At 49.2% G+C, this 13,267-nt stretch carries 16 protein-coding genes; 11 read left to right on the top strand and 5 right to left on the bottom strand.

The window, feature by feature from the left end; all coding sequences use genetic code 11:
* The first annotated feature begins 21 nt into the window (after window positions 1-21).
* Both J7619_RS24950 and J7619_RS24945 read left to right on the top strand, forming a co-directional pair.
* Window positions 22-867: a 1-acyl-sn-glycerol-3-phosphate acyltransferase gene (locus J7619_RS24950; RefSeq protein WP_291205267.1), complete on the top strand. Its 846-nt coding sequence runs from the start codon at window positions 22-24 to the stop codon at window positions 865-867.
* 29 nt (window positions 868-896) lie between these two features.
* The gene (locus J7619_RS24945; protein ID WP_291205264.1) at window positions 897-1,808 is read left to right on the top strand and encodes a TIGR01777 family oxidoreductase; all 912 of its coding nucleotides are present in this window, start codon (window positions 897-899) and stop codon (window positions 1,806-1,808) included.
* 95 nt (window positions 1,809-1,903) lie between these two features.
* Here J7619_RS24945 and J7619_RS24940 read toward each other — a convergent pair whose 3' ends face one another.
* Window positions 1,904-3,400, bottom strand: a complete 1,497-nt coding sequence (locus J7619_RS24940) for a M61 family metallopeptidase (RefSeq protein WP_291205261.1) — start codon at window positions 3,398-3,400, stop codon at window positions 1,904-1,906.
* 107 nt (window positions 3,401-3,507) lie between these two features.
* Here J7619_RS24940 and J7619_RS24935 point away from each other — a divergent pair, with 107 nt between their 5' ends.
* The 9 genes from J7619_RS24935 to accC all read left to right on the top strand — a co-directional run bounded on the left by J7619_RS24935 (window position 3,508) and on the right by accC (window position 10,502).
* Window positions 3,508-4,173: a hypothetical protein gene (locus J7619_RS24935; protein ID WP_291205259.1), complete on the top strand. Its 666-nt coding sequence runs from the start codon at window positions 3,508-3,510 to the stop codon at window positions 4,171-4,173.
* 85 nt (window positions 4,174-4,258) lie between these two features.
* Window positions 4,259-4,891, top strand: a complete 633-nt coding sequence (locus tag J7619_RS24930) for an acetyltransferase (protein WP_291205256.1) — start codon at window positions 4,259-4,261, stop codon at window positions 4,889-4,891.
* 45 nt (window positions 4,892-4,936) lie between these two features.
* Window positions 4,937-5,548, top strand: coding sequence for a DUF177 domain-containing protein (locus J7619_RS24925; RefSeq protein ID WP_291205253.1), 612 nt, complete (start codon window positions 4,937-4,939; stop codon window positions 5,546-5,548).
* 132 nt (window positions 5,549-5,680) lie between these two features.
* Window positions 5,681-5,875 carry a 50S ribosomal protein L32 gene (gene rpmF, locus J7619_RS24920; protein ID WP_015813599.1) on the top strand — a complete coding sequence of 65 codons (195 nt, stop codon included), beginning with the start codon at window positions 5,681-5,683 and terminating at the stop codon, window positions 5,873-5,875.
* 131 nt (window positions 5,876-6,006) lie between these two features.
* A complete protein-coding gene (gene plsX, locus J7619_RS24915; protein ID WP_291205250.1) occupies window positions 6,007-6,945 on the top strand; it encodes a phosphate acyltransferase PlsX in 939 nt (312 codons plus the stop codon).
* Window positions 6,946-7,032: 87 nt separating this feature from the next.
* Window positions 7,033-8,028 carry a beta-ketoacyl-ACP synthase III gene (locus J7619_RS24910; RefSeq protein ID WP_291205247.1) on the top strand — a complete coding sequence of 332 codons (996 nt, stop codon included), beginning with the start codon at window positions 7,033-7,035 and terminating at the stop codon, window positions 8,026-8,028.
* Between the two features lie 48 nt (window positions 8,029-8,076).
* A complete protein-coding gene (gene efp / locus J7619_RS24905) occupies window positions 8,077-8,643 on the top strand; it encodes an elongation factor P (protein WP_106594126.1) in 567 nt (188 codons plus the stop codon).
* A 4-nt stretch (window positions 8,644-8,647) separates the two neighbouring features.
* Window positions 8,648-9,130, top strand: coding sequence for an acetyl-CoA carboxylase biotin carboxyl carrier protein (accB, locus tag J7619_RS24900; protein WP_291205242.1), 483 nt, complete (start codon window positions 8,648-8,650; stop codon window positions 9,128-9,130).
* A 28-nt stretch (window positions 9,131-9,158) separates the two neighbouring features.
* Window positions 9,159-10,502: an acetyl-CoA carboxylase biotin carboxylase subunit gene (accC, locus tag J7619_RS24895; RefSeq protein WP_291205239.1), complete on the top strand. Its 1,344-nt coding sequence runs from the start codon at window positions 9,159-9,161 to the stop codon at window positions 10,500-10,502.
* Between the two features lie 134 nt (window positions 10,503-10,636).
* On the opposite strand, the gene J7619_RS24890 is transcribed toward accC, so the two are convergent.
* From J7619_RS24890 to J7619_RS24875, 4 genes are all read right to left on the bottom strand, one after another.
* Window positions 10,637-11,008, bottom strand: a complete 372-nt coding sequence (locus tag J7619_RS24890) for a DUF5618 family protein (RefSeq protein ID WP_291205236.1) — start codon at window positions 11,006-11,008, stop codon at window positions 10,637-10,639.
* A gap of 32 nt (window positions 11,009-11,040) precedes the next feature.
* Complete coding sequence (locus tag J7619_RS24885; RefSeq protein WP_291205233.1) at window positions 11,041-11,481, bottom strand: type II toxin-antitoxin system HigA family antitoxin; 441 nt, start codon at window positions 11,479-11,481, stop codon at window positions 11,041-11,043.
* A 1-nt stretch (window position 11,482) separates the two neighbouring features.
* Window positions 11,483-11,815 (bottom strand): type II toxin-antitoxin system HigB family toxin, encoded by a 333-nt coding sequence (locus J7619_RS24880; protein ID WP_291205230.1) that lies wholly within the window; start codon window positions 11,813-11,815, stop codon window positions 11,483-11,485.
* 79 nt (window positions 11,816-11,894) lie between these two features.
* On the bottom strand, window positions 11,895-13,202 hold the full coding sequence (locus tag J7619_RS24875; RefSeq protein WP_291205227.1) for a Gfo/Idh/MocA family protein: 1,308 nt from the start codon (window positions 13,200-13,202) through the stop codon (window positions 11,895-11,897).
* Between the last annotated feature and the right edge of the window lie 65 nt (window positions 13,203-13,267).

Here is a 13,267-nt window from a genome sequence, read left to right as displayed (position 1 = left end):
GAATGCCCCGTTTACACCATTATGAGTTTTAAAAAGATCACATATAGCGCACTCCCTTCCTGGCTCGCCCGACTAGACTTCCTGGGCTTGTTCGAGAAAGATCCATTCGGCAACTTTCTGGCTATTAAACGATTACTCATTTTCATACTCGGTTGGGCCACTTATTACCGCTATACGGCCGTCAATAAAACCCGCATTACCGGCACCGAACACCTGATGGACCTTCCGGACCAGGGCGTGCTTTTTCTTTCAAACCACCAGACCTATTTTGCGGACGTTATCGCATTCTTTCATATTTTCTGTGCTGTCAAATGGGGTTATAAAGACACCATGTCCCCGCCGTTTTACCTGCTTTCACCCCGGGCGAGAATGTACTACGTAGCCGCAGCCGAAACCATGAAAGGTGGTTTTTTACCCAAAGTGTTCAGTATGGGTGGTGCCATTACCATCGAACGCTCATGGCGGGCCAATGGCGAAGACGTGAAACGCCAACTCGATACCTCCGCCCAGGACCGCATCGGGATGGGTTTGCAGCATGGCTGGGTGGTGAGCTTCCCGCAAGGAACCACCAAACCGTATGCCCCTGTACGCAAAGGCACAGCGCATTTGATCAACGACCATCATCCGATCGTGATCCCGGTCGTGATCAATGGCTTCAGACGGGCATTTGACAAAAAAGGACTGCGTTTTAAAAAGCGGAACACCCGGCTGACCGTTCAGTTCAAGCCACCCATGCATTTCCGTCCCGACGAGTCGGTAGAAGAAATGGTCGCACGCGTAACGCAGGCGATCGAGCAGGAGGCTCCGCGCGACGGATCGCCGGGCGACGGTTCGCCGGGCGACGCATTGCCATCGGCCGAAATCTAGCACGGTATGCTTTTTTCAAAGCATTGATTATGGGAAAGAAAGTACTGATCACCGGAGGCGCGGGCCTTATAGGCAAGCGGCTTACGCAAATGCTGCTCGAAAAGGACTATGAAGTCGCATTTTTGAGCCGAAAAAAATCCAGTATACCTCATGTTCAGGTTTTTGAATGGGATATTCAAAAAGGATATATTGAGGAAGGCGCATTGGATAACCTGCATTTTCTCGTGCATTTGGCTGGTACCAATGTAGGCGACGGCCGCTGGACGGAGGAACGCAAAAAAGCCATCCTGGAAAGCCGTACCGAATCGATCCGCCTCATTGCCCGAAAGCTCGCCGAAATGCCTGTAAAACCGGTTGCATTCGTGTCAGCCTCGGGCATCAGCTACTACGGCCAGGATACCGGCGACGCCAAAAATACTGAAAACACACCCGCAGGCAACGATTTTCTCTCCCACGTAAGCATCGAATGGGAAAAAGCGGCCGACGAAATTGCCGCATTAGGCATTCGTACGGTTAAGCTTCGGACCGGTATTGTGATCAGCAAAGACGGTGGCGCAATCCCCAAAATGGCATTACCCGCGCGGTTCGGCGCGGGCGCGCCACTGGGCTCCGGCAAGCAATGGATGTCCTGGATCCACCTCGACGATATGTGTAGGTTATACATCGAGGCGTTGGAAAATGAAAGCTGGCACGGGGCCTATAATGCCGTTGCAACACCACCAGTAACTAATGAAGCGCTTACAAAAGCCATTTGCAAAGTCCTCCACCGCCCGCAGTGGTTTCCCAATGTTCCTGCATTTGCATTGAAGCTGGTTTTCGGAGAAATGGCAGCGGTGGTGCTCGGTGGGAATTATGTGATTAATGAGCGGATTGTAGGCGAGACGGAGTTTCGGTACTGGTATGGGGAGCTGGAAGGTGCTTTGAGAGCAGAGTTGGGATAAACTTCGGCTATCGAAAATGTTACAAAATACTTGCATTCGCACGCTACATCCCATAAAAAGCCGACAGCCGATTGCCGACAGCCGAAGTATCTATCTCACTCTTCCTCGTCCCCGTCTTCCAATTCCTCCTCCTCGACCGTCAGTACCTGCGCCGTTTCCAGCCATTTTTCGCGTTGGACTTGTGCCTTAAAATCATCCAGCACATTCAATTGCACATTTCCATTGCTGAAAACCGACATTTGCAATCCTACAAATCCGAGCGCTTCGTTCAACCGGTCTTCAAGTGGTGCGGCTGTGAAAATGCATTCTTTCCAATACCATTCCAGCGATTCTCCGGCCACTTCCTCGACAATGCCGATATAATCTTCGAGCGTATAACCGACAAACGGCTTTCCAAAACGCACCCATAGCAGCTTCATCACATCGTCCAGCGACTGGGCGTGATTAGTTTTCTTCCTCAAATACAAATCCAGAATAAGCGCTACCAATGCGCCCTTATGGTAAACCGACACCTTCCGGTTCGGGATACCCTTTTCATACCCATCCAGCCAAAGATCGAACGACGATTCCGCAAGCGACTGCGCCGCGTGGGCACTGCTTTCGAAATGGCGCTTCATATAAACCTGCAACTCCTTCACATAAGTATCATCATTGAAAACGCCGGCGCGTCTCAGGAAAAGGTCGCCATAATAGGTCGTGCAGCCTTCGGCCACGAAGCAGGTCTGGAAGTAATTTTCTTTGGTAAAATCATAAGGCAAAAGCTCCGCCGGGCGGATGCGGATGATGTTCCAGGCGTGGAAAAGTTCGTGCGAGCTCACGCCCAGGAGGTCGGAGTAGAGGCCTTCACCCTCGTCGTCCGGCCCGAGCACAATCATCGTGGAATTCTGGTGCTCTACGCCGTGGTAGAATGCCGTTGGTAAAATCAGGTTCAGGAAATGGTAATCCTTCTCGGGAAACTCGCCCATCATCGCAATTTGTTCGCGCGAGAAACGGCGGAAGTCACGCTCGATGCGCCGCCAGTTGGGTTTGAGGTTTCCATGCATCCATATTTTAAAATGAACGCCGCGGACTTCGTATTCGCACTTTTGCAAGGTTTCCGAGGCCAGCATCGGGCTGTCGACCAATTGGTAAAAATCTCTCGCCGATAATGCATTCTTACCAGCCGATGGTAATCCGCATGCAACCTGGTAACCGTCGGGCAAATCGAGCTCGACAAGGTAAGGCTCTGCAATGCGGCCTTCAGTATACATGCAGAAGTTGATGAAGTTGAGGTACCACAATTCATCGTCTACGTAGCTGCTACCCGCATTTTGAATGGATGCATAGTAAGTATAATGTATCCGCACCTCGTTTTCGCCCGCTGTTCCAACCCGCCAGCGGTCTTTGGTTACCTTATGCAGGGGCAGTTTGTGACCAGCGGCAGAGATCGCTTCGATAAATTGAATATTTTTGGCGAAGTTTTGAAGTTCGTACCGCCCCGGGCGCCATGCGGGCAGCTGGATTTCGATCTGTTCGCTGTGGATTTCGGAGATGGTATAAGTGATGTCAAGGAAACGGTTTTGTGGGTCAGGAACCGAAATGTGATAGAGCATATACGAAACGCGTGGTGTTAAGAGGAGCCGGAAGCGCAGTTTCCGTAGACAAAAACCAGATAGTCCTACGTTACCAGTTACAACATTATAAAATAAACGATTTTAAGATGAAAAGTAAAATTCTCCTGCCATTCCTGTTTCTCCTGGCGGTTTTGATCAGTCCTTCGCTCATGGCGCAGAATGACGAATACTACCGCCCCGATTCGCTTCGGAAGGACCAGCCGGAAAGAAAGGAAGTACCTCCCGTCGAAAGAAAACCACAAGATCAGAAACCCGTTCTGGCTGAAAAGAAGAAACTCGCAGATTTCGAAGACAAAAAATTCATCGAAAGGCTGCGCCTCGGAGGCAGCTTCGGATTGAGCCTCGGAAGTGTGACAAACATTAACCTTTCACCCATGGCCGGTTACGAGTTGACCGAAAAGCTCGTCGGCGGCGTGGGCGCAACGATCATGTATTTCCGCTATAAATATTATGATATCAACACCGCCTACTATGGTGGCCGCGCATTCATGATGTACAATGTGATCCCGCCAGTCAACATCATCGGCGAGTTTGAAGCGCTGAATGTAGAGGGCTCGTATCAGAAGCGGCAATGGCTGGGTTCACCCATGGCCGGTGCATCCTATTCCCAGCCCATCGGCGGGAAGTTTATCAAAGCAGTGCATTTGACCGCGCTGTATAATTTCAGCTACGACAGCCAGATCGATAAATACAGCGGACAGAACCTGTCACCTTACGGCAGCCCGTTTGTTTTCAGGGTAACATTCCTGTAAGTACGATATTCAAGCCTAAATTTTTAAGTCTTCATTTGAACCAACCATTCAGATGAAGACTTTTTATTCGATAACAACAGCAATTATGGAAAACCCCGTATTAATCTTCGGCGCCGGCGACCTCGGTATGCAGGCCCTCGATATTTTCAGAAGAAACAATGTACTCGTCTACGGCTTCCTCGACGACCACGCAGAGCTGCACGGCAAAGAGTTCGGCGATGTGAGCGTGCTCGGCAATACCGACGATACGAGCTACCTTAATATAATAGGCTCCAAATGCGAGGCATTCATCGCGATCGGCGAGCGCTCGGTGCGGGAACGCCTCGTGGAAACACTGAACGAGGAATACAAGAATATGCCCGTGAATGCGATCCATGACAGCGCCGTGATCTCCGGTATGGCGTCGATCGGGCACGGTAACCTCATTGCAGCGCGTGCTACGATCGGCGCACGCACGGTGGTCGGTCATCACTGCCTTGTACAAACGGGGGCAATCGTTGATACTTCGGCCATCATAGGCGACTTCGTGACCATAGGCGCGGGCGCGATCGTGAATGACCGCGTGGCGTTGGGCGACGGCGTGTTCATCGGCTCTGGCGCGGTAATCGTGGCGGGTATACAGGTCGGCAAGAATGCGCGGATCGGTGCTGGATCGGTGGTGGTGGAGAATGTACCGGCTGGCGCTACCTATTTCGGGAATCCGGCGCGGAAAATCTGATAACACCAAAGAATAGCGGCAGGCGGGCAACAATTTTCCGGCCCAATGTTTTTTATTAAACTGAAACACATTACCTTTGCACTCCTTTTGACAGAAAAAGTGAAAGAGCTAAGTAAATACAACATAGACATTTACGGTTTGGAAGACAAACAGTATGACTATGATATGGAGTCTGGCGACGCTTTTTTTGAAGAAATGGAGCAGGATCTGATCGAGCACGGGCACTTCAAAACGCACGTGATCCTCAGCAAATCGGCGACGATGATCCAGCTCCGTTTTCACACGCAAGGAAGCGTAACCCTGACTTGTGACCGCAGCCTGGAAACGTTCGAAGAACCGATTGATTCCGACGAACGCATTATTTTAAAGTTCGGCGATCACAATGAAGAACTGACGGAAGAGATCGAGATCATCAGCCGTAACACCAACAGGATCAACGTAGCGCGTTATATTTTTGATTTCATCGCGTTATCGTTACCAGTGAAGAAGCTCCACCCGAGCCTGCGGACAGAGGAAGACGATTTCGATTTGGAGGATGACGAGGAAGAAGGCACATTGGTGTACACTTCCGGCGGAGAAACGGAGGAAGGGGAAGATGGGCAGGATGAAGAGAAGATCGACCCTCGCTGGGAAGCATTGAAGAATTTGAAAAAATAAGCTTTCTCTTTGGATCAGTTGATTAAAATCAACTGCAAAGAATTGAGAGAGAATGAAAAAGAATCATTTTACAGTCAGTTGAAACTGACTGATATAGATTATAAATAGTAAAAACAATAGACCAAAAATATCATGGCACATCCTAAGCGGAGACATTCCAGCACCCGTCGCGATTCACGCAGAGCGCACGATTTCCTTACCGGAAAGCAGTTGGGAACTGATGCTACAACCGGAGAAATCCACCAATTGCACCGTGCACACGTACACGAAGGCAACCTGGTTTACAGAGGAAAGGTTGTAGTTGAGAACTATACTAAAACGGTTTAGTTTCAGTCGATGAGCAATTCAATTTCGCAGCAGCCCTATAAAAGTTGTTGCGAAATTCTTTTTTACTGCGGCACATCTGCTAAATTTACACCTTCGGTTTCTAACTTATTTGTCAAAATAACAGCGTGTAAATGAAAATTGCGGTAGATGCTATGGGGGGAGATTTAGCTCCGCAAGCAATTGTTGAAGGGGTGATCCAAGCCTCTTCTGAGCTACCATCCGAGGCGAGAATCGTTTTAATTGGCCGTGAGAACGTGATCTGGGAGATATTCAACCAGCACAACTTCACGCCTACTAATGTTGACGTCGTTCACGCAGAAGATGTAATCGAGATGGGGGAACATCCTACCAAAGCCCTTTCTCAAAAACCCAATTCCAGCATTGGTGTGGGTTTCAAGCTTCTGAAAGAAAAAGAGGTAGATATATTCTGCAGTGCAGGAAACACAGGTGCCATGCACGTGGGCGCCCTTTTCAGCATTAAAGCTATTGAAGGTATTCTTCGCCCCGCCATCGCAGGCCTCGTGCCGCAGGTAGGAGGAGGATATGCCGTCATGCTCGACATCGGTGCCAATGCCGACTGCAAACCCGAGGTCCTTTCACAATTTGGCGAAATCGGTTCGATTTTTGCCCAGCACACTTTCCAGATCGACAAGCCAAGGGTTGCGTTGATGAATATCGGGGAAGAAGAGCAGAAAGGCTCCCTCACTTCGCAGGCCACCTATCCCCTGCTGAAACAAAACAAGCGCATCAATTTTATCGGGAATATTGAAGGGAAAGATCTCTTCACCAACAAGGCCGACGTGATCGTTACCGACGGCTTTACAGGCAATATTTTGTTCAAACTCGGAGAGTCTCTGTACGAGATTTCGAAGAAGAGAGGTTTCCAGGACGATTTTATCGACCAAACGAACTACGAGTCCATCGGAGGCAGTCCCATTATCGGGGTGAATGGAAATGTGATGATCGCGCACGGGGTATCAACACCTCTGGCCATCAAAAATATGGTTGACTGGGCTTACAAACAGGTGAAATCCAAAGCTTACCTGCACATCGCCCAAGCATTGAACTAACGACGGATGCGACAACCACATGACTATGAAAAAACTGAAACTGTCCCTTTTACCAAATCTATTCGGATTTTGAATAGTTGATTTATCATGACCCATATTAAAGCCTCTATAACAGGAATACAAGGTTATGTGCCTGATTATGTGTTGACTAATGCAGAGTTGGAAACAATGGTTGCGACGAACGACGAATGGATCGTTAGCCGCACAGGCATCAAAGAAAGACGTATTCTGAAAGGCGAAGGTTTAGGAAGTTCACATATGGGTGCCGAGGCTGTAAAGGGGTTGCTGGCCAAAACCAATACACGTCCCGAAGAAATCGACCTGCTCATCTGCGCTACGACCACACCCGATTTTGTTTTCCCCTGCACAGCTAACCTCATCTGCGATATGGTGGGCATCCGTAACATCGGAAGCTTCGACATCCAGGCTGCCTGCTCGGGTTTTATTTATGCATTGACACTCGGCTCGCAATTTATCGAGACCGGAAAATATAAAAAGGTGATTGTCGTGGGCGCGGATAAAATGTCCGCGATTGTCGACTACACCGACCGCAAGACCTGTATTCTGTTCGGCGACGGTGCAGGCGCTGTATTGCTTGAACCGGATACATCCGGAAACGGTATCCTGGACTCGATCATCAAATCGGATGGGGCAGGTTATCCTTACCTCAACCAGAAAGCCGGGGGAAGTCGCTACCCGCCCACCCACGAAACGGTAGAAAACAGGCTGCACTACGTTTATCAGGATGGCGCGCAGGTTTTCAAATTTGCCGTGACCAATATGGCCGACATCGCTGCCGACATCATGGAGCGCAATGGCCTCAACAGCGACAATGTAGCCTGGCTTGTTCCTCACCAGGCCAACCGCCGGATCATCGAAGCCACTGCCAACCGCATGGGCGTAGGCATGGACAAGGTGATGATGAACATACACAAATACGGAAATACCACGGCGGCAACGATACCGCTCTGTCTGTGGGATTATGAATCACAACTAAAGAAAGGCGACAACCTGATACTCGCCGCTTTCGGCGGAGGCTTTACCTGGGGCGCGATGTACCTCAAATGGGGTATCGAAGCGTAGGCATGTGATTTTCATTAAAGCATTATCATACAATTCATTAGCATAAAAATGGCAACTACTGCAGATTTGCGTAACGGTTTGGTGATCCATTTCAACCATGATCTTTTTCAGGTGATTGAATTCCAACACGTGAAACCCGGAAAAGGCAACGCGTTCGTACGTACCAAACTGAAAAGCCTTACTAGCGGCAAAGTACTGGACAATACGTTCTCCTCAGGCGCAGGCATTACGCCTGTACGCGTGGAGCGTCACAAGTTCCAGTTCCTATATAAAGATGAAGTTGGCTACAACTTCATGAACTCCGAAACATTCGACCAGGTATTGATCGACGAAAAACTGGTGACCAACGCCGACCTGATGAAGGAAGGACAGGAAGTTGAGATCCTGATCAATACTGAAAACGATGCAGCGTTAACCTGCGAACTTCCTCCTTTCGTGGAATTGGTGGTAACTTATTCGGAGCCGGGACTGAAAGGCGACACGGCCAACTCTCCTAAGAAAGCGATCGAAGTAGAAACCGGTGCACGCATTATGGTGCCGCTTTTCATCGACGAGGGTGAAAAAATCAAAGTTGACACACGCACATACGAATACGTAGAAAGGGTTAAATCTTAATTAAATGGAAACCAAAGAAATCCAAAAACTGATTGACTTCATTGCCCAGTCGGGACTTGATGAAGTGAATATTGAAACGGCCGACCTGAAAATCAAGGTAAAACGCTTTGCCACTGCACCGGTTGTAGCTTACACGCCAGCACCGGTAGCGGCAGCTGCGCCTGCAATCGCTCCTGCGGCACCCGCAGCAGCTGCACCGGCCGCTTCGGCCGAGCCAGCGGTTTCCAAAGAACCAGCTTCTTCGAACCTCATTACCATTAAATCCCCGATGATCGGTACGTTCTACCGCGCATCGAGCCCCGAAACACCGGCATTCGTTAACATCGGTGATGAGATCAAACCCGGAAAAGTAGTTTGCGTGATCGAGGCGATGAAATTGTTCAACGAAATCGAATCCGAAGTATCAGGTAAAATCGTAAAGATCCTGGTTGAAAACGCAACTCCGGTAGAATTCGACCAGCCATTATTCCTGGTTGAACCTGCTTAACGCAGCGAACGAAAACTCACTGAATTACATGTTTAAAAAGATACTCATTGCTAACCGGGGCGAAATCGCCCTGCGTGTAATCAGGACCTGTCGTGAAATGGGCATCAAAACTGTCGCGGTATACTCGACAGCCGATCGCGACAGCCTTCACGTACGGTTTGCCGACGAGGCCGTTTGTATCGGCCCTCCGCCCAGCAGGCAATCGTACCTGAGCATCCAGAATATCATTTCGGCAGCGGAAGTAACCGGAGCGGACGCGATCCACCCGGGCTACGGATTCTTGTCCGAAAACGCCGAATTCTCACAAATATGCGCGGATTACGGCATTAAATTCATCGGCGCAACCGCCGCCCAGATCAACGGAATGGGCGACAAAGCTACCGCCAAAGCGACGATGATCGCAGCCGGCGTACCGGTCGTACCAGGTTCCGAAGGCTTGCTCGAATCGCTTGAACAAGGCAAAGAACTCGCTGAAGGCATCGGTTACCCTGTGATCGTGAAAGCGACGGCAGGTGGTGGCGGACGCGGAATGCGCGTAATCAACAAGCCCGAAGAATTCGAAAAGGCGTGGAACGACGCCCGTACGGAATCTGCGGCTGCATTCGGAAACGACGGTTTGTACCTCGAAAAGTTCGTGGAAGAACCCCGTCACATCGAAATCCAGATCATCGGCGACCAGTTCGGTAAAGTATGCCACCTTTCGGAACGCGACTGCTCGATCCAGCGTCGTCACCAGAAACTGGTAGAAGAAACGCCATCCCCGATCATCACGCCTGAATTGCGTGAGAAAATGGGTGCTGCGGCCATCAAAGGTGCTCAGGCCATCGGTTACGAAGGTGCCGGTACCATCGAGTTCCTCGTGGACAAGCATGGTGATTTCTACTTCATGGAAATGAACACGCGTATCCAGGTAGAGCACCCGATCACCGAAGAAGTAACTGATTTTGACCTGATTAAGGAGCAAATTAAAGTAGCGGCAGGCGAGCCTATCTCCGGGAAGAACTACACGCCGAAGCTATATGCAATGGAATGCCGTATCAATGCGGAAGACCCTGCGAATGGCTTCCGTCCGGCACCCGGCAAGATCACTAACCTGCATTTCCCTGGCGGTCACGGTGTTCGCATCGACAGCCACGTGTACAGCGGCTACACCATTCCGCCAAACTACGATTCGATGATCGCGAAACTGATCGTCAGCGGCCAGTCGCGCGAGGAGGTGCTTACGCGTATGAAGCGTGCATTGCAGGAGTTTGTGATTGAGGGTATTAAAACCACGATCCCGTTCCATATTAAACTGATGGATGATCCTGGGTTTAAATCAGGGAATTTCACTACGAAATATCTGGAATCGTTTGATTTTAGTGCTCTATAAGAGTTTAAAGGTCGGGTAAACGAATCTAAAAAGTTGAGTAGCCCTCCGTTCACTGAAGTGAACGGTAATTAAGATATAAGAACGGCCGGCGGGGTTACTGTCGGCCGTTTTTTGTGTTTAGTATGATGCTTAAATTAGGCTATCAATGCCAACATCTTTTCCGTGGCTTCCATGCCTTGTTTGATAGTCCAAGCAGAAGGTGTAGCATGATAATAGCCTGCCAGGTGTAGTGTATCATAAGCTTTATTCAGGTAGCTCAGCAGAGTCTTGTTATGCTTATTTAGACGCACACGGTATTCGTCAATGCTGTTGGGCTTTGTAAATTTCACCCCCTCCTTCTTCCTCAAATATTCGTCGGCAATCATTAAGGCCGCATTATAGGCCGTTCCTGATGCCATCTGCACGTATTTAACGTCCTTATACACCTGGCCTTCCTTTTTAGCCTTAGTGGTCAAAATTTCTCTCGCATTGTCGAGATAGCGCGTGATTTCTTGATAGTGATTCATCGGTATAGTGGTTAAATGTAAACATTTAAATATTACAGATTGACAGCTTCATGCGCTACAACATCCTCCTCTTCCTCCATCATCCTTTCACCCTCCAACCGGTAAGGCCTATTGAATGCCTCCTGCCTCATCGCAAAACGCGTAGCCAGCTTACGAATAACCTCTTTAGACATTCCTTTTTTGTAGTTCAGAATCTCGGAAACATATCCTTTGCTGACATTCAGCAGTTCGGCTATGTCCTTCGCCTTCATCTTATGATCCTTCATGAGCGATTTGAGCAATTCAACCGGGTCAAACTCACCTTTGAAAATGGTATGCTCTGCATCAAAGTGTTCGATCAAGACCATCAAGAGTTCTGCTTCGTCCTGATATTTGCCTTCGGATTCTCCTGAATCATCCAATCTTTCCAACTCATTACAATACTCGTAGTATTGTTCCCTGGTCTTAATGACCTTGTATTTCAGCTCTCCCATGTCAGAATTGATTTATAGAATATTGCAGTCCGCGTTTACATAAATTCGTACACTCAGCATGAGTGCCAATCCAGCTTACATATAAGCGCACAAAGCTCTTGCCAAATGCATATTTACAAATCATGCGGTAATTGTTGCCGCCGATATCGAATACCACGCGAGGACATCCATTTCCAAGGAAATCGACTGTCGGGTAATTTTCCCGGATATCTCCGGGCGATCGCCAATTTGCACCTTTTAGCTTGCCAAGCCAATCATCAAATGAAGATGCACTTCTTGCGTGATCCGCAACAAATCCTGCAATGCTCTCTTTTCTAATCAAATGTACTTTCATACAAGTGTGTGAATATAAGAAAAGTTCTCATAAAGAGAACTTTTCAATGAACAATTATTAAATCACTCCAATGCTTCGCCTATACGACCTGCGGGAGCGCGTACGGTGAGCGGTATTTCCTCGTCAACAGCTTGTTAGCCTCCTCATCCCCTACAAACTTCTCAGTCTTGTTATCAAATGTCAATGCGCGGCCGACGCGGTAGGCGATATTCCCCAAATGCGCCAGGCCTGATGATAAATGTGCCGTCTCAACCGGCCCATTGAGCAACTTCGGATCCTTGGCGACTACGGCGTCGATGAAGTTTTTGTAATGATCTCCACCCGCTTTGCGTGACGGGCCAGCTTTTTTGTCCTTGCCCAGGAAAGTTTCGTAGTAATCATAGCCTTTCACGACCATGTAGCCTTCTGAGCCATAGAAGATGTTACCAATGCCTACGCCGCCTTCCTCGTTCGTCATCCACGGCCGCACTTCGAATTCGATGATCTTCTTTTCTTTGGTATATACAAATGAAGAGCTCAATACTTCCGGCGTTTCCTTGGCATCGTTCCAGAGGAATTTGCCTCCCGATGACGTGATCTTGTCCGGAAAGGATTCCACGCCGAGCCCCCACATACACATGTCGGTTTCGTGGATACCCTGGTTGCCGATATCGCCATTGCCATAGTTCCAATGCCAGTGCCAGTCGTAATGCACGTAGTTACGCGAAAATGGCTTCATTTCCGCCGGGCCGGTCCAGAGGTCGTAGTTGAGCCCTGCGGGTATGGATTCGGTGCCTTTATCGCCGATATCGGGGCGCCATTTGTAAACGAGACCGCGAGCCATATAGACATTACCAATCAATCCATCGCGGAGGTGCTTCACGGCCTCTTTCAATGCTTCGGAGCTACGGAGCTGGACGCCGTGCTGCACCACTCTTTTATATTTATGGGCAGCTTCTACAAGCTTACGGCCTTCGTGCAGGTTGTGTGAGCCCGGCTTTTCCACATACACATCCTTCCCTGCCTGACATGCCCAAATGGCCGCCAACGCATGCCAGTGATTCGGTGTAGCGATACTGACAGCATCGATGGTTTTATCATCGAAAACTTTGCGGAGGTCGTTTTCCGTTTTGACTTTCTTACCGGTCTTTTGCTCGAATTCCTGAGCCCGCTTTTGCAAAATGTTGTTGTCAGGATCGCAGAGCGTCGCGACTTCTACATTGCTCAGGGCATTAAAACCCGAAATATGGCTCTGTCCGCGCCCGTTCACGCCCAACACGGCTACACGTACACGGTCGTTCGCGCCGAACGCGCTGGCGGGGATGATGGCTGGAATAGAGAGTGCCACTGCGGCCCCGGTTGTGTTTTTGATAAAGTTTCTTCTCGATACTTCGGCTGGTTTGTCCATGTGAAAGAATTTAGGATTTCGAAATGCATACATTTTACCTGACTGGCAATCAGTTAGACGAAAAT

Origin of the sequence: Dyadobacter sp. (assembly GCF_017744695.1) — a bacterium.
Classification (GTDB): Bacteria; Bacteroidota; Bacteroidia; order Cytophagales; family Spirosomataceae; genus Dyadobacter.
This window is presented reverse-complemented; position numbering and strand designations above follow the sequence as displayed.

Bases quoted from the DNA above. Each gene is read 5' to 3' on its own strand.
- rpmF (WP_015813599.1), top strand. From the start codon at position 5,681: ATGGCACATCCTAAGCGGAGACATTCCAGCACCCGTCGCGATTCACGC.
- J7619_RS24880 (WP_291205230.1), bottom strand. From the start codon at position 11,815: ATGAAAGTACATTTGATTAGAAAAGAGAGCATTGCAGGATTTGTTGCG.
- J7619_RS24945 (WP_291205264.1), top strand. From the start codon at position 897: ATGGGAAAGAAAGTACTGATCACCGGAGGCGCGGGCCTTATAGGCAAG.
- J7619_RS24935 (WP_291205259.1), top strand. From the start codon at position 3,508: ATGAAAAGTAAAATTCTCCTGCCATTCCTGTTTCTCCTGGCGGTTTTG.
- J7619_RS24890 (WP_291205236.1), bottom strand. From the start codon at position 11,008: ATGAATCACTATCAAGAAATCACGCGCTATCTCGACAATGCGAGAGAA.
- accB (WP_291205242.1), top strand. From the start codon at position 8,648: ATGGAAACCAAAGAAATCCAAAAACTGATTGACTTCATTGCCCAGTCG.
- J7619_RS24950 (WP_291205267.1), top strand. From the start codon at position 22: ATGAGTTTTAAAAAGATCACATATAGCGCACTCCCTTCCTGGCTCGCC.
- J7619_RS24910 (WP_291205247.1), top strand. From the start codon at position 7,033: ATGACCCATATTAAAGCCTCTATAACAGGAATACAAGGTTATGTGCCT.
- efp (WP_106594126.1), top strand. From the start codon at position 8,077: ATGGCAACTACTGCAGATTTGCGTAACGGTTTGGTGATCCATTTCAAC.
- J7619_RS24875 (WP_291205227.1), bottom strand. From the start codon at position 13,202: ATGGACAAACCAGCCGAAGTATCGAGAAGAAACTTTATCAAAAACACA.
- J7619_RS24930 (WP_291205256.1), top strand. From the start codon at position 4,259: ATGGAAAACCCCGTATTAATCTTCGGCGCCGGCGACCTCGGTATGCAG.
- J7619_RS24925 (WP_291205253.1), top strand. From the start codon at position 4,937: ATGTTTTTTATTAAACTGAAACACATTACCTTTGCACTCCTTTTGACA.
- J7619_RS24940 (WP_291205261.1), bottom strand. From the start codon at position 3,400: ATGCTCTATCACATTTCGGTTCCTGACCCACAAAACCGTTTCCTTGAC.
- accC (WP_291205239.1), top strand. From the start codon at position 9,159: ATGTTTAAAAAGATACTCATTGCTAACCGGGGCGAAATCGCCCTGCGT.
- J7619_RS24885 (WP_291205233.1), bottom strand. From the start codon at position 11,481: ATGGGAGAGCTGAAATACAAGGTCATTAAGACCAGGGAACAATACTAC.
- plsX (WP_291205250.1), top strand. From the start codon at position 6,007: ATGAAAATTGCGGTAGATGCTATGGGGGGAGATTTAGCTCCGCAAGCA.